The sequence below is a fragment of the Marinomonas fungiae genome (genome assembly GCF_001418205.1).
Lineage (GTDB): Bacteria > Pseudomonadota > Gammaproteobacteria > Pseudomonadales > Marinomonadaceae > Marinomonas > Marinomonas fungiae.
Genome location: NZ_LIQF01000002.1, coordinates 16,420 through 34,402 on the forward strand (window position 1 = coordinate 16,420; position 17,983 = coordinate 34,402).

Consider the following 17,983-nt stretch of genomic DNA (forward strand, 5'->3'; position numbering starts at 1 on the left):
AAGGCTATGTTAGTATTTGCCTAACTGTCTAAGTTACCTATCGGGATGAGCACGTATGAACAAAAAAACCACGGCATTGTTTATTTTGGACGGTTGGGGATACAGCGAAACCTCAACATCAAACGCCATCGCAGCGGCAAATACGCCAAACTGGGATAAGCTTTGGAGTGAGCGCCCACATACCTTGATTAAAACATCAGGTATGGCGGTTGGTTTGCCAGAAGGGCAAATGGGTAACTCTGAGGTCGGTCACATGAACCTTGGTGCTGGCCGCGTGGTGTATCAAAACTTTACCCGTATCGGCAAAGCCATTGAAGACGGCAGCTTCTTTGAGAATGAAGCGCTGGTGGCTGCAGTGGATAAAGCCGTGGCCGCTGGTAAAGCGGTTCATATTCTAGGTCTTCTGTCTTCTGGTGGTGTGCATTCTCATCACGAACAAATCATGGCGATGTGTGAATTGGCGGCCAAACGTGGCGCGAAGGCCATCTATGTACACGGCTTTACTGATGGTCGTGATACACCACCACGCTCAGCTCATACTCCCATCGCACAGCTTGAAAACAAACTCAAAGAGCTTGGCGTCGGTCGAATTGCCACGTTAGTAGGCCGTTATTTTGCTATGGACCGCGACAATCGTTGGGACCGTGTTGAGCAGGCTTACAACGCCATCGTATTGGGCGAAGGGGCTTATCACGCGAGCTGTGCATTTGATGCCATCGATGAAGCCTACGATCGTGATGAAAACGATGAATTTGTCAAAGCAACGGTGATTGGAGAGTCTGCCAAAGTAGAAGACGGTGATGCGGTGATCTTTGCTAACTTCCGTCCTGACCGTGCGCGTCAGTTAACCCGTGCTTTTACGGATGCCGATTTCTCTGGCTTTACCCGTAAAGCTACACCAGCACTAGCTGGTTTTGTCACTTTTACCGAGTTCGCATCCGACATCGACGCAGCGGTTGCTTTTCCGCCAGAAGCACTGAGCAATACGCTTGGTGAAGTGCTGTCTAAAACCGGTAAGAAACAACTGCGTATCGCCGAAACGGAAAAATACGCCCACGTAACCTTTTTCTTTAATGGTGGCGAAGAAGCGGTGTTTGACGGTGAAGAACGTGAACTGATTCCTTCGCCTGATGTGGCGACTTACGATCTGAAGCCCGAAATGAGCGCGCCAGAGGTGACAGATAAGCTGGTAGAAGTGATCGAAGCCGGCAAATACGACACCATCATCTGTAACTTCGCTAACGGTGATATGGTGGGCCACAGTGGTATCTTTGACGCGGCAGTGAAAGCGGTAGAAGCGGTCGATGAGTGCCTGGGCCGCATTCTTGTCGCGCTTGAAAAGAACGGTGGTCAGTGTCTAATTACGGCCGATCATGGTAACGTTGAGCAGATGTTGAGCGATGATGGCACACAGCCACTGACATCGCACACCATTGAGCCTGTGCCTCTTGTAATGGTAACCCCTGACGCGAGCTGGTCTTTGAAAGAAGGTGCTTTGTGTGATATTGCACCAACGATCCTAGAAATGATGGGTATGGATGTACCAGCTGAAATGACTGGCCACAGCCTGCTTGTTCGTTCATAAACGAAGGGAATCCTTATGGGTTTAAAAGCCTGTTTGTTGATGCTCATGGTGCTGCTGTCTAGTGTGAGCTGGGCAGCAGAGCCGCAAACCCCAGAAGAAGCTCGTAAACAGATCCAAGCTTTGCAACAGGATTTGAGTAAGTTAAACAGCTGGCTCAAAGATCTAAAAAGTGAACGCTCCAGCGTGGAGCAGCAGCTAGAAAGCAAAGAACAAGCGATACAGGATTTGTCCAAGCGTATTCTGGAATTGCAGAAAAGCTTAGAGAAGGGCGTGGCACAATTGCAGAACCTGCAAACACAGCAGCGCAGCTTGCAGCAAAGCATTCAGCAGCAATACCAACAGATAGCCGCCCAACTACGGGCGGTTTATCGTTCTGGTAGTGATGAAGGCTTAAAGTTTCTATTGGATGATCTCCCAACAGACGAAGCCATGCGTCTGATCCATTACAATCGCTATTTCTCCACTGCACGCCAGTCGTTGATCAATGGTTTTGCTGCGCAAGCGGATGACCTGAACCTGATTGAAAAAAGTATTCGTAGTCAAAGAGCGCAAATGGCGCAAGAGCAAAGCGATCTTGAAAAACAGCAGGCGCGTGTCAAAGACGAACAAGCGCAGCGTCAAAAACTGTTGGCGAAACTTGAAACGGATTTGAATTCGGGCGATCAAAGAGCTCAGCAGATTAAGAAAAACCAAGCGCAAATGCAGGCGTTACTGAAACAATTAGAAGCGGCATTGGCGGATATACGAATTCCTGACCAAGATACCCCTTTTGCGAAGCAAAAAGGAAAGTTGATTCCACCTCTTAAAGTGATCAAGCCCTTGCCGGATAATTCTCAGATCAACTTGGGTGGTGTCACGTTGTCGGCCCAAAATGGCGAAGCAGTGCGAGCGGTGCATCATGGTCGAGTGGTGTTTTCGGACTGGATGCGTGGCTTTGGCTTCCTGCTGATTCTTGATCATGGTAATGGCTACATGTCACTTTATGGCTATAACCAGAGTTTGTTAAAAGACGTTGGCGAATGGGCTAACGCCAATGAAATCATTGCCACTGCAGGCAGCTCCGGTGGGCGCCCAGAAACTGGGTTATTTTTTGCGATACGACACAATGGCGAGCCTTTGGCGCCGATTAGCTGGCTTGGCAAAGGTTAAAAGCTTTTTAAGAAGGAATGGAATATGGTTGCTATCAAGCGTCACCTAATACTAGGGGTTAGTGCTCTGCTGTTAAATCCAGCTTGGGCCGCCCCTGAGCCGAACACCGAGAGCGCGCCCATTCCTCTGGCGCAGATTCAGACATTTGTGGAAACCTTTGAAACCATCAGTGCTGGCTATGTGGAACAGCTCAATGACGAAGAGATTCTTAATAAAGCATTAAAAGGTATGGTGTCGTCACTTGACCCGCATTCTGAGTATCTTACCAAAGACGAAGTCGCGGATTTCGATGAGCAGACTTCCGGCAACTATGCCGGCATCGGTGTTGAAGTAGAAATGGTCGATAACAAGCTAACGGTCGTGTCGCCAGTGGACGATTCGCCAGCGGCTAACGCCGGCATCAAAGCTGGGGATGTGATCATCCGCATCGATAATCAATTGGTTTCAGGTGTGGGTTTGCAGGAAGTGGTCAAGTTGATGCGAGGCAAAGTGGGGAGCTCGGTGCTACTCGATATTGATCGTGACGGCGAGATCAAACAGTACTCTATCAAGCGTGCTGAAATCGAAGACAGCAGTGTCACCAGTGAGTGGTTGAGCAATGACATTGCTTACATTCGTATTAGCCAATTCTTGGGTAATTCAGCGAAAGAATTCCGCGAAAAGCTAGAAGCGTTGCAAAAGAAAACAGTGATCAAGGGGCTGATTTTAGACCTGCGAAATAACCCTGGTGGCGTGTTACAGAGTGCAGTTGGGATTGTGGACACTATGGTGGATGATGGCTTGATCGTTTACACCGATGGTCGTCATGAATATTCAAAAACACAATTTAAAGCGACGAAAGCGGCGACCCTGTTGCCAAAAGCGCCGCTAGTGGTGTTGGTAAATGAAGGTTCAGCGTCGGCCTCTGAAGTGCTGGCAGGTGCGATTCAAGATCATAAACGTGGTTTAGTATTGGGCACAGAAACCTTTGGTAAGGGCTCTGTGCAAACGGTCGTGCCTCTAAGCAGTGGTGCAGCGGTAAAATTAACCACAGCGCTTTACTACACGCCAAATGGCCGCTCAATCCAAGCGCAGGGCATCATGCCAGACATGGTAATTCCGCAAGCAAAAGTCGAGGTCGAGAAAGGACGTTTCTTTATTAAAGAAGCGGAGCTAAAGGGCCATCTAGGCAATGGTACGGGTGGTGTCGAACGTACCAGCTCCGATGTCGATAGCAAACTCAATGACCTTGCTATCAGCGACTTTCAACTATTCCAAGCGCTTTCCATCCTTCAGAGTGCACAGCAGTTTTTGGTTAAGTAATGCAACGATCCCTATCAATGTGGGCCAAGGTCAGTCTTCTGCTGACCAGCCTCAATGGCGCTCTACAGGCCGAACCGCAGAATACAGACCCGCTACCGTTTCCTATCTTGGATGGACAGGCGCAGCAAACACAAGGTCACTTTCCCTACATGGCGCCCTCATTAGATGAGGCGCCCACTTGGCCGCCGTTGTTTAAAAAGCCTGTAGAGAAACCTGCCTCGTCAACGTTAATCATTACGCAGCCCCCAGCACCTATATCAGAAATGGATACGCTGCCTGCACCACCGAAAATAGCAATTATTATCGACGATGTTGGCTACAACCGCCGTGGCATGGAAGAAACGCTGGCTTTGCCTTTGCCTGTTGTCTTGGCGATCTTGCCAGAAACCCCCTATGCTGAGAAGACCGCAAAGCGTGCGCACTTACAGGAGCGTATCACCATTTTGCATGCTCCTATGGAAAATGAGCGCGAATTAAAATTAGGTCCGGGCGGTCTTTACGTGCGTATGGATGAAGAAGAGTTTAAGCGTACTTTAAGAGCCGATCTTGATAATGTGCCTCATGTGCAAGGCGTCAATAATCATATGGGATCATTACTGACGACTCACACTCAGCAGATGCGCTGGGTGATGGACGTGATGGCAGAGCGCTCATTGTTCTTTATTGACAGTCTCACTAGTGCGCAAAGTGTTGCTCATGTGGAAGCCAATGCGCGGGGGATTCCGACGGTGACCCGCGATATTTTCCTTGATAATGTGCGCACCGAAGCGGCGATTGGTAATCAATTTGAACGCTTGTTGAAACACGCTCACCAACACGGTACAGCGGTTGCTATAGGACATCCTTACCCTGAAACTATGGCTTATTTGCAACAGCGCTTACAGCTCCCTCTTTCTGCACAATTAGTGACCATTGATCACTTACTCAATTAAGAAATATCAGTCTAATCAAGCATGGTAAAAATATATTCAATGTGTTTTTTGACTGCTTTTTTAGACTGATGTCAGTCTAAAATTTCATGTGAGAACTAAAGGTTAGGAGAATATTCTGCCTTTTTGTGCTTTCTTGGGAAATATGTTCGATAAAATCCTGCACTGCTATTGACCGGTATTTGACCAGACGGTATGTTTTATGTTCACCAATGGTGCACATTTCAAAAAATCTTTCCGTGATTATTGCTTTTTTTGACCGTTTAGGTGGCTTGCAATTTTCTGGAACGCTTCTTGCTTTTTTAGAATAACGATAAAACCAAAAATGAGTAGGAGTTAAACATGTCGAACACAGTTGTAAGAAAAACGCTTGTCTCTTTGGCTGTCGCTGGTGCAGCGTTTGCGGCTCAAGCAGATGTTGTTATCGGTGTTGCTGGTCCTCATACGGGCGCTTATGCCGCATTCGGTGATCAACTTTGGCGAGGCGCTGAAAAAGCGGCGATGGATATCAACGCTAAAGGCGGTATTAACGGTGAAATGATTAAGCTGATTAAAGCCGACGATGCCTGTGAACCTAAGCAAGCGGTAGCGGTAGCCAACCGTTTGGTTGACTCTGATGAAGCAGTGGCCGTGGTCGGTCACTTCTGTTCCTCTTCCTCTATTCCTGCTTCAACCATCTATGAAGAAGCTGGCGTACTGATGGTGACGCCTGGTTCGACGAACCCGACGCTTACTGATCGTGGTTTACCAAATGTTTTCCGTGTCTGTGGTCGTGATGACCAACAAGGTGATGTGGCAGCGAGCTACATTGTTGATGAGCTTAAGGCGAAACGCGTTGCCGTGCTGCACGATAAAGACACTTATGGCAAAGGGCTAGCGGATGCTACCAAAGCGGCGATGAACGCATATGGCGTAAAAGAAGTCTTATATGAAGGTCTAACCCGTGGTGAGAAGGACTTCAACGCGCTGGTTACTAAAATCCGTTCAGTGGATGCTGATGTCGTGTACTTCGGTGGTCTGCATTCAGAAGCAGGTCCACTGGTTCGCCAAATGCGTGAGCAAGGTCTAACTGCGAAGTTTATCTCTGGTGACGGTATCGTATCGGATGAGTTTGTTTCGGTTGCGGGTTCGCCTAAGTATGTAGACGGTGTCTTGATGACATTTGGTGCGGATCCAACCACCTATGCTGCAGGTAAAGCGGTAGTGGAGGAATTCCGTGCATCGGGCGTTGAGCCTGAAGGTTACGTTATGTACTCCTACACGGCGATGCAAGTAGTCGCTGCTGCCTTGGGTGCAACGGATATGGATCCGGTCAAAGCGGCGGATTGGTTACATGAAAACTCTATCGACACTGTAATGGGTTCCAAGAAATTCGATGACAAAGGGGACTTAACCGTATCTGACTACGTAATGTACGAGTGGGATAAAAACGGTAAGTACTCCATGTTGTACAACTAACTCTATGTCGTTGTCTAAAGAGGCGCAATGACTGCGCCTCTTGCTTTCCTTGTTACAATTTCTAGAGGTTACTTCGATGGATATCGTTCTACAGCAGTTAGTGAACGGCCTCACGCTTGGCTCCGTTTACGGGCTTATCGCAATCGGATATACCATGGTTTACGGCATCATCGGCATGATTAACTTTGCCCACGGCGATGTTTACATGGTCTCCAGCTACTTAACCGCCATTGCGATTGCTCTTCTTACTTTTTTCGGTTTTGAGTCGTTTCCAATCATTATTTTCGGAACACTTATTTTCACAATCATTGTTACAGGAGCCTACGGGTGGGTGATTGAGCGGGTTGCGTATCGACCTCTGCGCAATTCCAGTCGCTTATCCATACTCATTTCTGCGATCGGTATGTCGCTGATCTTACAAAACTATGTACAAATCTCCCAAGGCGCACGTCAGCAAGGTATTCCTACGCTGCTAAGTGGCGCGATTCGTTTTGAAGTCGGTGATGGCTTTGTACAGATTACCTACATGAAATTATTCATTCTGTTTGCTGCCTTCTTAGGTATGGGCATACTGACTTACATTATTCAAAAAACCAAACTGGGTCGTATGTGTCGTGCTACGCAGCAAGACCGAAAAATGGCCTCGATCTTAGGTATCAATACGGATCGCATCATTTCATCGGTGTTTGTTATCGGTGCGGCGATGGCGGCTTTGGCAGGTGTATTGGTAACGCTGGATTACGGTGCGTTTGACTTCTATGTCGGTTTTATTATTGGTATCAAGGCTTTCACTGCTGCGGTATTAGGCGGCATTGGCTCATTGCCGGGTGCCATGCTCGGTGGTTTGATATTAGGGCTTTCTGAAGCGCTGTTTGCTGGCTTGATTTCTTCGGACTACAAAGATGTGTTCTCGTTCTCACTTTTGGTGGTGATTTTGATTTTCCGTCCCAGTGGTCTTCTGGGTAAACCTGAAGTGGAGAAAGTCTAATGAATCAGCAAACTGGAGTAAATTTCGGTGCCAGCATAAAGGATGCTGTGATAGCAGGCTTGCTGGCGTTAATCGTATTCGGACCGATTGTCGGTGTTTTGTTGGATGGCTATGACTTCAGTGCTCGCCCTGGGGATTTGGCCACGATTGTCGCAGTCGTCATGTTCGGACGTTTTGTTATATCGATTTTTGTGCAATCTGACGTTGGACGAAAATTTCTATACCGTCATGCGATGAAAGAAGATGGTGTGACCGTAACCGCACCAGACTACAAGAGTAAGATGTACTACATCTTACCTATCGTCATTGTCATTGGTTTACTGGTGCCATTCGTTGCCACTAAATACATTCTGACCGTGGTTATCCTTGGCTTAATCTATGTCTTGTTAGGGCTGGGCCTGAACATCGTAGTGGGGCTGGCAGGATTGTTGGATTTAGGTTTTGTGGGTTTCTATGCCATCGGTGCGTACGGCTTAGCGCTGGGTTATGAGTACCTTGGTCTAGGCTTTTGGTCGATGCTACCCATTGCTGCCGTCATGGCCGCGATTGCGGGAGCTATCTTGGGATTCCCAGTGTTACGGATGCACGGTGACTACTTAGCAATCGTGACCTTAGGTTTTGGTGAGATCATTCGTTTGGTATTAACCAACTGGACCGAGTTTACCCATGGTCCAAATGGTGTGTCAGCGCCTTTGCCTACACTCTTTGGATTAGAGTTCCAACGTCGTTCCCGAGAAGGCACGCCATTTCATGAGTTCTTTGGCTTGCCCTTCGACTCGGCTTACAAATACATGTTTGTGTATTTGATCCTATTTGTCGTGGTACTAGCGGTACTGTACGTCAAGCATCGTTTAACGCGTATGCCAATTGGCCGTGCTTGGGAAGCCTTGCGTGAAGATGAAATCGCATGTCGTTCCCTTGGTCTTAACCATGTATTGGTAAAACTGTCAGCCTTTATGTTGGGGGCATCAACAGGTGGTATTGCTGGGGTATTCTTCGCGACTTACCAAGGCTTTGTTAACCCATCTTCGTTTACGTTCTTTGAGTCGGCTTTGATTTTGGCCATCGTAGTACTAGGTGGTATGGGGTCGACGCTTGGGGTGGTGATTGCCGCCTTCGTCTTAACGGTAATGCCGGAAATGCTGCGTGAGTTCGCAGATTACCGTGTGTTGATGTTCGGTATCCTGATGGTTGTGATGATGATCTGGAAACCACGTGGTTTAGTACGTGTAACTCGTAAAGGGTTCGCGACACGTAAGGGGGCAGTCAAATGAGCCAAGAAAATATCTTAGAAGTTGAAAACTTGGTGATGCATTTTGGTGGTATTAAAGCCTTAAATGATGTGACCTTTAACATTAAACGTGGCTCAGTATCCGCTTTGATCGGCCCAAATGGTGCCGGAAAAACTACGGTTTTCAATTGTTTAACCGGTTTTTATAAAGCGACGGGCGGCAGCATCCTACTGAACGCTGGCAATAAGCAAACCAGTGTTGTGAAAGTCTTGGGTGAGAAATTTAAAGGCTCGGACTTCATTAATCCTGCGGCTTTTGCCGAGCGAGTGAAGTACAAAATGTTCGGTGGCTCTCATTTGGTTAACCGGGCGGGCCTTGCTCGTACCTTCCAAAATATCCGCCTATTTAAAGAAATGTCGGTGATCGAGAACTTGCTGGTTGCGCAGCATATGAGCGTGCAACGTAGCATGATTTCCGGCATTTTAAATACAGCATCGTTCAAAAACTCAGAAGAAGCGGCATTACGAAAAGCCTTTTATTGGTTGGAAGTCGTACATTTGACGGAGTTTGCTAACCGCTTGGCTGGTGAATTGTCTTATGGGCAGCAGCGACGTTTAGAGATTGCTCGATCCATGTGTACTAACCCTGAAATTATCTGTTTAGATGAACCTGCAGCGGGCTTGAACCCATCGGAGACAGAGGCGTTAGCTTCTATGATTCGAGTACTGCGAGACGAGCATAACACCACTGTTTTGTTGATCGAACATGATATGGGCATGGTCATGAACATCTCCGATTATATTGTGGTGTTGGATCACGGCGAAGTGATTGCCAAGGGTGGACCAGATGATATTAAGTCCAACCCTAAGGTGATTGCTGCCTACTTAGGGGCCGAAGAAGGGGAGGAAGTATCACTATGAGCGCACTATTGCAGTTTAAAGATGTGGATGTTCATTACGGTCCTATTCAGGCTTTAAAGAAGGTCAACCTTGAAGTGAATCAAGGGGAAATCGTGACCATGATCGGCTCCAATGGCGCGGGTAAATCCACTTTACTGATGTCGATATTCGGTCAACCTCGTATTTCCAGTGGCGAGATTATTTACCAAGGTGAAGATATCTCGAAAAAGTCAGCTCACTATGTGGCCTCTAATGGATTAGCCCAGTCACCAGAAGGACGTCGAATCTTTCCTGGTATGTCGGTAGAAGAAAACCTACTAATGGGCACGATTCCAATTGGTATGGCGCACTGTGACGAAGACATGCAACACATGTTTGAACTGTTCCCTCGTCTTAAAGAACGCCGTAACCAACGTGCCTCGACCATGTCTGGTGGTGAGCAACAGATGTTGGCGATCGCAAGAGCCTTGATGAGCCGCCCAAAGTTGCTGTTGTTGGATGAGCCAAGTCTTGGCTTAGCGCCGATCATAGTGAAGCAGATCTTTCAGATCTTAGCGGATGTAGCGAGCACTGGCATGACCATTTTCTTAGTCGAACAGAACGCTAACCATGCACTGAAATTGGCGGATCGTGGCTATGTGCTGGTCAATGGCGAGATTCGTTTGACCGGTAGTGGCGATGAGTTATTGGTAAATCCAGAAGTGCGCGAAGCCTATCTAGGCGGGCACTGATTTAACCCCACCCTAACCCTCCCCTTAAAGAAACAAGGGGAGGGCATTTTAGACAACCACCAAAACAATTTTGCAGTGACTTTTAGCGCTTGCGCGTAGGGCTAAGAATTAGCTTTGAAGGGGCTACAGCTTTGTCTTGTTCGGTGCTTCGAGACAACCAGCAAAATAATTTTGCAGCGACTTCTAGCGCTTGCGCGTAGGGCTAGAATTAGCTTTGAAGGGGCTTCAGCTTTGTCTTGTTCAGTGCTTCGAGACAGCCAGCAAAATAATTTTGCAGTGACTTCTAGCGCTTGCGCGTAGGGCTAGAATTAGCTTTGAAGGGTATTCAGCTTTGTCTTGTTCAGTGCTTCGAGACAGCCAGCAAAACAATTTTGCAGCGACTTCTAGCGCTTGCGCGTAGGGCTAGAATTAGCTTTGAAGGGTCTTCAGCTTTGTCTTGTTCGGTGCTTCGAGACAGCCAGCGAAACAATTTTGCAGCGACTTCTAGCGCTTGCGCGTAGAGCTAAAAATTAGTTTTGCTGGCTGTGATCTAACGAACAAAAGATCTGAAGTTAAGCGCGGAATTGCTTACCTGATAACAAGTCCAGTACCTGGGATGGCTGTGCCGCATCCCCTAGAGACGCGTCAAAAATAGCGTCTAACGCATCGCCAAAGTATGCCATTACTTCTTCTCTAGAGCGCGCTGGATCAAGACCTGCTGGATTCGCTGAGGTAGAGACAAGCACACCATCATAGGCGCAGCAAAGATCTTGTACTGGCTCATGCTGGCTTAAGCGAATCGCGACCCCTGGGTGTTGTCCACGAACCCAATCAGGCGTGATCAAAGTATCTGGCACGACCCAAGAGGTAGGACGATCGGTGACGGAAATCAATCGAGTGTATTCCGCAGGCTCTAGAATTTCCTGCCAAGGAGTCAAGTGCTGGGCTGCCCCTGCTATTAGGATCAATCCCTTTTCAACAGGGCGAGATTTTAGGCTTAGAATGCGTTGTACCGCTTGTTCATTGAAAGGGTCACAACCTAATCCCCAAACTGCTTCGGTGGGATAAGCCACGACTCCGCCATCACGCAAGATTTCAGCCACTTGCGCCGCATCAGAAGTAATCAGCATGAATGTTCTCCGTTATTTTTTAATGCACGGAGTGTAAAACTTTCATAGTAAAACGGCCATACGATGTATGGCCGCTAGGGAATTGATTAGGAAAGTTTCTCGATTTTTTCCTTAAGTTCGCTGATCTTATTGGCTACCACTCGCTCAAGATGATCCAGTTCTTTCAACAGATCTTCTTTGGTTTGCTTGTCTTCAAACTCTTGGCCGAGTAGGCGACCTAGCTCATCTACAGCACGTAAAACAACCAAAGATGGTTCGCTGATTTCACGGTACTGCTGTTGGCCACCATCGGCTAGGACTGTACGCGTCGCACGACCGAATTTGAATTTCTTACTTTTAGGAAGTAGAGAGCCTTTTTCACGGCGGTAGTAAATTTTTAATACATCAAAACCACCTTCGTAACGAAGGGTGTATTTTTCGATATTCTCGAAGCTGTTGATGCCCATCGACTCAAGTGTTGGGTACATAAAAAGTCCTTATGTGAATGACGTGTTTGGTCTCTTTATGTAATGAAATTGTTGCTTAAAAAGCAAGCGAAACAGCAGAAAAATTGACTGATAACGACGCCATGATTGATGTGTAATCATGGCGTCGTCTGAGAGAGGGTTAATGTTTAATCATCATCGCTGTCAGAGTTATCAATACCTAACTCTTTAATCTTACGTGTCAGGGTATTGCGTCCCCAACCTAGCAGCAAAGAGGCGTCTCGGCGGCGGCCTGCAGTATGGGTCAAAGCGGTTTCGATCATGATACGTTCAAACTTAGGAACAGCTTGTTCAAGAATGCCTTTTTGACCACTGGCGAGTGCACTGTCAACCCAATTCTTTAAGGCGTCTTCCCAAGATCCATGAGGGCGTTCAGATGGCGGTGTGTTGAGTAACTCTGGCGGTAAGTCTTCGACTAAGACTTCACGCCCAGATGCCATCACAATTAACCAGCGACAAGTATTTTCTAGCTGGCGCACGTTACCAGGCCAATCCAAACGGCTCATATAGTTTTCCGTTTCTTTGGTCAGCACTTTGGGCTCAACATGCAACTCATCCGCGGCGCGACTTAAAAAGTGGCGCGCTAACTTAGGAATGTCTTCACGGCGTTCTGCCAGTTTCGGTAAATGGATACGAATCACATTTAGTCGGTGAAATAAGTCTTCACGGAAGGAGCCTTTGGTCACTAAGCCTTCAAGATCTTGGTGGGTTGCGGCGATAATGCGCACATCCACTTTGACTGGAGTATGTCCCCCTACACGGTAGAATTCGCCATCGGCGAGTACACGTAATAGACGGGTCTGTGTTTCAGCTGGCATATCCCCGATTTCATCAAGAAATAGGGTGCCGCCATTGGCTTGCTCAAAACGACCGCGACGCTGAGTATTGGCGCCAGTAAAGGCACCTTTTTCATGACCGAACAGCTCTGACTCGATTAAGTCATGGGGAATCGCAGCCATGTTCAAGGCGATAAATGGGTTCGCAGCACGAGGGCTGTGGCGGTGCAGTGCTTGGGCGACTAACTCTTTACCGGTACCGGATTCACCATTGATCAAGACAGTGATATTGGAGTTCGCCAAACGGCCAATAGCGCGAAACACTTCCTGCATGGCCGGTGCTTCACCTATGATTTCTTTTTGCGCCAGAGGCTCTGCTTCTTCGATGATCGCTTCCGGCTTCGACTTGTTATGGTGCAGGATGGCACGCTTGATCAAGCTGACGGCTTCTTCCACATCGAATGGTTTGGGTAAGTACTCAAAAGCACCGCCTTGATAAGAGGCAACCGCGCTTTCAAGGTCTGAGTGAGCCGTCATAATGATCACAGGGATGTATGGATGATCCTTTTGCAGCTGGCTTAACAAGGTTAAGCCGTCCATCCCTGGCATGCGAATGTCGCTAATAATAACGGTTGGTTGTTCCTTACCGATCATGTTGGCTAACGCTTCTGCGGACTCGAACAAACGACATTGAATGCCTTCTTGCTCTAATGTTTTTTCGAGTACCCAGCGAATTGAGCGATCATCATCGACGATCCATACTGTTTCTTGTTGTGACATGTGTTTCTCCTAGCCCGTCACCGATGTTTCAATCGGAATTAGGATATTAAATTCTGTTCGCTCTGGTTGACTGTTGCATTCAATGATCCCGTTGTGCTGATGAATCACGGACTGTGCAATAGAAAGTCCTAAACCTGTTCCGTCTGGTCGGCCACTGACCATTGGGTAGAATAAGGTTTTCATGAGATTCTCTGGAATACCTGGGCCGTTATCGACAATGCTCAGTCGACAAACCAAACGATGACGCTTGGCGCCAATAGTGAACTGGCGCAGCGTGCGAGTTGAAATGGTGATTTGTTTGTGGTCATTTTGTTCTTGGTTGATCAGCGCTTGCATAGCATTGCGCATGACATTTAACACGGCCTGAATCAACTGCGACTCATCGCCCGTGATGTCTGGAATGCTTGGGTCGTAATCGCGTATCAATTGAATCTGACCTTCGGATTCCACTGAAATCAGCTGGTTCACACGCTCAATCACGCGGTGAATATTCAAAGGTTTGTATTGTGGTAGTTGACGCGGACCGAGCAGTCGATCAACCAGGTCACGTAGGCGGTCTGACTCTTCAATAATGACTTGGGTGTAGTCTTTGAGGTCTTCGTCATCGAATACACGACTGATAAGTTGGGCGGCACCTCGAATACCTCCCAATGGATTTTTAATCTCATGGGCAAGGCCGCGAATTAATTCCTTGCTGGTCTGGTGATTGGCGATCAATTCATCTTCTTGGGAAATACGCTTCATGCGATCGCGAGGGTGAAGTTCAATCAACAGGCTATCGGTATTGTTGAGTGCGCCCATCACGGGCGTAACATTGTAATCACACAGTAAGGTTTTGCCAGTAGTGAGATTGATTTCCGCTTCACGTTTGGTGAACGGATGGCCAGATTCGATGGCAGCGATTAGGGCGCTGCGACTGGCATCGTCTTCACTAAAGGCGGATGCTAAGTCCTGTCCGTAAATACGTCGACGGCTGACCTCTAGCATCATCTCTGCAGAGGGGTTGAGATACTCGATACAGAGTTCTCTATTCAGCTGCAGTACGGCGGTTGATAAGTGGTCGATCAGTAAACTGTACACCGGAAGTGCCCCTTTGAATGTTATAAGTGCTGCCATAAAGCGCGCTATTTAAGAGCGGCGAGGTGGCAGAAACGATTCTTTGTGAAAAGGTGTTGCAAAATACGAACCAACATTGGGCAAAGAACAACGCCTTTATTTCTCTAGCTTTATTAGTCAGTTATAGCAAAACAATGCTCGCTTTTGGTGCATTATATTTCGGTTGGCTAAAAGTAGGGCGCAAAAAAAGCCCCAACATAGGTCGGGGCTTTTTGGAATTCACTTAAGCATTTTGCTAATTAGCAGCTGTAGTAAAGTTCGAACTCAAGTGGGTGAGTCGTCATAGAAACGCGACGAGCTTCAGCAGTCTTAAGCTCGATGTAAGCGTCGATCATGTCATCAGAGAATACGCCGCCTTCTGTTAGGAATGCGCGGTCAGCGTCTAGGCAAGCTAGAGCTTCTTCTAGGCTGCTGGCAACAGTCGGGATCAATTTACCTTCTTCTGGTGGAAGATCGTAAAGGTCTTTATCTGCTGCATCCCCTGGGTGAATCTTGTTGTTGATACCGTCGATACCTGCCATCAACATTGCTGAGAATGCTAGGTAAGGGTTAGCGGTTGGATCAGGGAAACGAGCTTCGATACGCTTGCCTTTAGGGCTAGCAACGTATGGGATACGGATAGAAGCAGAACGGTTACGTGCAGAGTAAGCAAGCATAACTGGTGCTTCGAAATGTGGTACAAGACGCTTGTAAGAGTTAGTTGAAGCGTTAGTGAACGCGTTCAAGGCTTTAGCGTGCTTGATAATACCACCGATGTAGTAAAGCGCCATTTCAGATAGACCAGCGTATTGATCACCTGCGAATTGGTTTTGACCATCTTTCCAGAAAGATTGGTGAACGTGCATACCAGTACCGTTATCACCAACGATTGGCTTAGGCATGAATGTCGCTGTTTTGCCGTAAGCGTGTGCTACGTTGTGTACACAGTACTTAAGGATTTGAACTTCGTCAGCTTTCTTAACTAGCGTGTTAAATTTAACACCGATTTCGTTCTGGCCAGCTGTTGCTACTTCGTGGTGGTGTACTTCTACAGATAGACCCATTGCTTCCATTGCGTTACACATTGCCGCACGGATTTCGTGGTGAGAGTCAACTGGTGGTACTGGGAAGTAGCCGCCTTTAACGAATGGACGGTGACCAGTGTTGCCGCCTTCGAAAGACTTCTTAGAAGACCAAGCTGCTTCTTCAGAGTTGATTTCAACGCTGCAGCCTGACATGTCAGTGTGGAATTTAACGTCGTCAAAGATGAAGAATTCTGGTTCTGGACCGAAGAACGCAGTGTCACCTAGACCAGTTGATTTTAGGAACTCTTCAGCGCGAAGTGCAACAGAACGTGGGTCACGGTCGTAACCTTGCATAGTAGAAGGCTCGATGATGTTACAACGAACGATTACTGTTGGCTCTTCAGTGAATGGGTCCATTACAGAAGCTTCGTCGTCTGGCAACATGATCATGTCAGACTCGTTGATGCCTTTCCAGCCAGAGATAGAAGAACCGTCAAACATTTGACCATTTTCGAAAAATTCTTCGTCAACGTTAGAAGCAGGGATGGTAACGTGCTGCTCTTTACCTTTGAAGTCTGTAAAGCGAAGGTCAACCCAACGTACGTCGTGTTCTGCAATCAAATCAAGAGTCTTGTTTGACATATTTGTTCTCCAGTGTTGTCTAAACGAAATTTCTTTCGGAATTCAATGTTGCTTCAAGATGAAGCGTAATTGCCAAAATGTAAAGCACAAGCTATGCCAGAAATTTGAGCATTTATTAAAGTTATTTAATTTCAAAGAGTTATGGTTTTTTTGAGAGTGCTTCTGAAACGAGACGCACTCAATTGATTCTAAATGCATTAGAGAATGACCCAATATGGTGCGCTTAGATGGTGTTGCGTGTAGTTTTGGTGCACTAATCTAGGGTTGGCTTCAGCGCTGTATGCTTTATACTGTGCGCCCTCAAGTCACTCTGTACGAAAAACACACACCCAATGAAATTTATTGTTAAATTCTTTCCCGAAATTACCATCAAAAGCCGCCCTGTGCGTAAAGCATTTGTGAAGCAGCTACGTCAAAATATCCGCCACGTATTACGTGATCATGATGAAAATGTGACCGTTGCCGGAAACTGGGACTTCATTGAAATCCTGTCAGATCTTAACGAACAACGTGAAGCCTTTATTGAGTCATTACGCCACATTGCGGGCATTGCTCACTTTCAGTACGTGCGTGAGTTTCCATTGACGGACCTAGATGGCATTGTGGAAGAAGCGATGGTGTCTTATGGCGATGCTCTAAAAGACTCAGTGTTTGCCGTACGAGTAAAACGGGTTGGCCAACATGCTTTCACCTCTGTCGATGCTGAGCGTCATATTGGTGGCACCCTTAAAGCGCGTTCTGGGGCGTTAGCGGTACGTTTGAAAGATCCTGAAGTGTTGGTACCGATTGACATCCGAGATGATCGTGTATGGATTATCGAGCAGCGCATCGAAGGCCTAGGTGGTTATCCTCTAGGGTCTCAAGATGCTGTTTTATCTTTGATTTCAGGTGGTTATGACTCTACCGTGAGTTCGTTTATGACCATGAGTCGCGGCCTGAAAACACACTTCTGCTTCTTCAACTTGGGTGGAGATGCTCACGAGATTGGTGTAAAGCAGGTGTCTCATTTTCTTTGGGAAAAGTATGGCTCAAACTTGGGTGTGAAGTTTATCACCATCCCGTTTGAAGAGGTTGTCGGAGAGATTCTAAACAACGTAGACAATGCTGAGATGGGCGTCATCTTGAAGCGTATGATGCTGCGTGCAGCGTCACGCGTGATGGAAGGTGTTAGTGCTAAAGCCTTGGTTACTGGTGAGAGCATTGCCCAAGTATCCAGCCAAACGTTGGTGAATTTGAAAGTCATTGATCAAGTGACGGATGAATTAGTGATTCGCCCACTTGTAACCATGAATAAGCAGGAAATCATTGATAAGGCCAAAGAAATCGGTACAGCGCCGTTTGCTGCTAGTATGCCTGAGTTCTGTGGTGTCATTTCCGTTAAGCCAACCACGCGCGCGAAAATGCATCGAGTTGAGCGCGAAGAAGCCAAGTTTAACTTTGAAGTGCTAGACAATGCTGTGAACAGTGCTCGTGTTATGTCGATTCAGGACGTAATAGAGGATGTGAACAAGCAATATCAAGGTGAAGTGCCGATTGTGCGTATGCCAGTGGGTGATGAAATCATTATTGATATTCGCCATCCAGATGAAGTGGAGCGACATCCGGTAAAAGTGTCTGGGCGTCAGGTGATTAACATTCCATTCTTTACCCTAGGCAACAAGTGGTCTGGCTTGGATCAGAGCGCTACTTACCTGCTGTACTGTGGTAAAGGCGTGATGAGCCGTATTCATGCTTCGCATCTAATGTCGAAAGGCAATGAAAACGTAGGCGTGTATTTACCATAATTATTTAATGCACC

Annotated in this window: 16 protein-coding genes; 11 read left to right on the plus strand and 5 right to left on the minus strand. The window is 47.2% G+C overall.

Features of this window, described 5'->3' with window-relative positions:
* Positions 1-55 precede the first annotated feature (55 nt).
* The 9 genes from gpmI (at position 56) to ASC49_RS02625 (ending at position 10,273) form a co-directional block, all read left to right on the plus strand.
* On the plus strand, positions 56-1,585 hold the full coding sequence (gene gpmI, locus ASC49_RS02585) for a 2,3-bisphosphoglycerate-independent phosphoglycerate mutase (RefSeq protein ID WP_055461658.1): 1,530 nt from the start codon (positions 56-58) through the stop codon (positions 1,583-1,585).
* A gap of 15 nt (positions 1,586-1,600) precedes the next feature.
* Positions 1,601-2,734, plus strand: a complete 1,134-nt coding sequence (locus ASC49_RS02590) for a murein hydrolase activator EnvC family protein (protein ID WP_055461659.1) — start codon at positions 1,601-1,603, stop codon at positions 2,732-2,734.
* Positions 2,735-2,758: 24 nt separating this feature from the next.
* Entirely contained in the window at positions 2,759-4,036 is a 1,278-nt protein-coding gene (locus ASC49_RS02595) for a S41 family peptidase (protein ID WP_055461660.1), read from the plus strand.
* On the plus strand, positions 4,036-4,968 hold the full coding sequence (locus ASC49_RS02600) for a divergent polysaccharide deacetylase family protein (protein ID WP_082443682.1): 933 nt from the start codon (positions 4,036-4,038) through the stop codon (positions 4,966-4,968). Before ASC49_RS02595 ends, ASC49_RS02600 begins: the two co-directional genes overlap by 1 nt.
* A gap of 339 nt (positions 4,969-5,307) precedes the next feature.
* On the plus strand, positions 5,308-6,423 hold the full coding sequence (locus ASC49_RS02605; RefSeq protein WP_055461661.1) for a branched-chain amino acid ABC transporter substrate-binding protein: 1,116 nt from the start codon (positions 5,308-5,310) through the stop codon (positions 6,421-6,423).
* 76 nt (positions 6,424-6,499) lie between these two features.
* On the plus strand, positions 6,500-7,411 hold the full coding sequence (locus ASC49_RS02610) for an ABC transporter permease subunit (protein WP_055461662.1): 912 nt from the start codon (positions 6,500-6,502) through the stop codon (positions 7,409-7,411).
* A complete protein-coding gene (livM, locus tag ASC49_RS02615) occupies positions 7,411-8,685 on the plus strand; it encodes a high-affinity branched-chain amino acid ABC transporter permease LivM (RefSeq protein WP_055461663.1) in 1,275 nt (424 codons plus the stop codon). Before ASC49_RS02610 ends, livM begins: the two co-directional genes overlap by 1 nt.
* Positions 8,682-9,563, plus strand: a complete 882-nt coding sequence (locus tag ASC49_RS02620) for an ABC transporter ATP-binding protein (RefSeq protein ID WP_055461664.1) — start codon at positions 8,682-8,684, stop codon at positions 9,561-9,563. Before livM ends, ASC49_RS02620 begins: the two co-directional genes overlap by 4 nt.
* Entirely contained in the window at positions 9,560-10,273 is a 714-nt protein-coding gene (locus ASC49_RS02625) for an ABC transporter ATP-binding protein (protein ID WP_055461665.1), read from the plus strand. Before ASC49_RS02620 ends, ASC49_RS02625 begins: the two co-directional genes overlap by 4 nt.
* 551 nt (positions 10,274-10,824) lie before the next feature.
* Here ASC49_RS02625 and ASC49_RS02630 read toward each other — a convergent pair.
* From ASC49_RS02630 to glnL, 4 genes are all read right to left on the minus strand, one after another.
* Positions 10,825-11,382: an L-threonylcarbamoyladenylate synthase gene (locus ASC49_RS02630; protein WP_055461666.1), complete on the minus strand. Its 558-nt coding sequence runs from the start codon at positions 11,380-11,382 to the stop codon at positions 10,825-10,827.
* Positions 11,383-11,468: 86 nt separating this feature from the next.
* Positions 11,469-11,849 (minus strand): DUF3461 family protein, encoded by a 381-nt coding sequence (locus tag ASC49_RS02635; protein ID WP_055461667.1) that lies wholly within the window; start codon positions 11,847-11,849, stop codon positions 11,469-11,471.
* A gap of 146 nt (positions 11,850-11,995) precedes the next feature.
* Positions 11,996-13,423 carry a nitrogen regulation protein NR(I) gene (gene ntrC / locus ASC49_RS02640; protein WP_055461668.1) on the minus strand — a complete coding sequence of 476 codons (1,428 nt, stop codon included), beginning with the start codon at positions 13,421-13,423 and terminating at the stop codon, positions 11,996-11,998.
* Between the two features lie 9 nt (positions 13,424-13,432).
* A complete protein-coding gene (gene glnL / locus ASC49_RS02645) occupies positions 13,433-14,503 on the minus strand; it encodes a nitrogen regulation protein NR(II) (RefSeq protein ID WP_141656793.1) in 1,071 nt (356 codons plus the stop codon).
* Positions 14,504-14,565: 62 nt separating this feature from the next.
* Here glnL and ASC49_RS02650 point away from each other — a divergent pair, with 62 nt between their 5' ends.
* Entirely contained in the window at positions 14,566-14,766 is a 201-nt protein-coding gene (locus tag ASC49_RS02650) for a hypothetical protein (protein ID WP_055461669.1), read from the plus strand.
* 12 nt (positions 14,767-14,778) lie between these two features.
* Here ASC49_RS02650 and glnA read toward each other — a convergent pair whose 3' ends face one another.
* Positions 14,779-16,185 (minus strand): glutamate--ammonia ligase, encoded by a 1,407-nt coding sequence (gene glnA, locus ASC49_RS02655; RefSeq protein WP_055461670.1) that lies wholly within the window; start codon positions 16,183-16,185, stop codon positions 14,779-14,781.
* 332 nt (positions 16,186-16,517) lie between these two features.
* On the opposite strand from glnA, the gene thiI reads away from it, so the two are divergent.
* Positions 16,518-17,969 carry a tRNA uracil 4-sulfurtransferase ThiI gene (gene thiI, locus ASC49_RS02660; protein WP_055461671.1) on the plus strand — a complete coding sequence of 484 codons (1,452 nt, stop codon included), beginning with the start codon at positions 16,518-16,520 and terminating at the stop codon, positions 17,967-17,969.
* Positions 17,970-17,983 lie beyond the last annotated feature (14 nt).

Excerpts from the sequence above, each read along its gene's own strand:
- livM (WP_055461663.1), top strand. The coding sequence starts at position 7,411 with ATGAATCAGCAAACTGGAGTAAATTTCGGTGCCAGCATAAAGGATGCT.
- ntrC (WP_055461668.1), bottom strand. The coding sequence starts at position 13,423 with ATGTCACAACAAGAAACAGTATGGATCGTCGATGATGATCGCTCAATT.
- gpmI (WP_055461658.1), top strand. The coding sequence starts at position 56 with ATGAACAAAAAAACCACGGCATTGTTTATTTTGGACGGTTGGGGATAC.
- thiI (WP_055461671.1), top strand. The coding sequence starts at position 16,518 with ATGAAATTTATTGTTAAATTCTTTCCCGAAATTACCATCAAAAGCCGC.
- ASC49_RS02600 (WP_082443682.1), top strand. The coding sequence starts at position 4,036 with ATGCAACGATCCCTATCAATGTGGGCCAAGGTCAGTCTTCTGCTGACC.
- ASC49_RS02610 (WP_055461662.1), top strand. The coding sequence starts at position 6,500 with ATGGATATCGTTCTACAGCAGTTAGTGAACGGCCTCACGCTTGGCTCC.
- ASC49_RS02635 (WP_055461667.1), bottom strand. The coding sequence starts at position 11,849 with ATGTACCCAACACTTGAGTCGATGGGCATCAACAGCTTCGAGAATATC.
- ASC49_RS02625 (WP_055461665.1), top strand. The coding sequence starts at position 9,560 with ATGAGCGCACTATTGCAGTTTAAAGATGTGGATGTTCATTACGGTCCT.
- ASC49_RS02620 (WP_055461664.1), top strand. The coding sequence starts at position 8,682 with ATGAGCCAAGAAAATATCTTAGAAGTTGAAAACTTGGTGATGCATTTT.
- ASC49_RS02595 (WP_055461660.1), top strand. The coding sequence starts at position 2,759 with ATGGTTGCTATCAAGCGTCACCTAATACTAGGGGTTAGTGCTCTGCTG.
- ASC49_RS02605 (WP_055461661.1), top strand. The coding sequence starts at position 5,308 with ATGTCGAACACAGTTGTAAGAAAAACGCTTGTCTCTTTGGCTGTCGCT.
- ASC49_RS02590 (WP_055461659.1), top strand. The coding sequence starts at position 1,601 with ATGGGTTTAAAAGCCTGTTTGTTGATGCTCATGGTGCTGCTGTCTAGT.
- ASC49_RS02630 (WP_055461666.1), bottom strand. The coding sequence starts at position 11,382 with ATGCTGATTACTTCTGATGCGGCGCAAGTGGCTGAAATCTTGCGTGAT.
- glnA (WP_055461670.1), bottom strand. The coding sequence starts at position 16,185 with ATGTCAAACAAGACTCTTGATTTGATTGCAGAACACGACGTACGTTGG.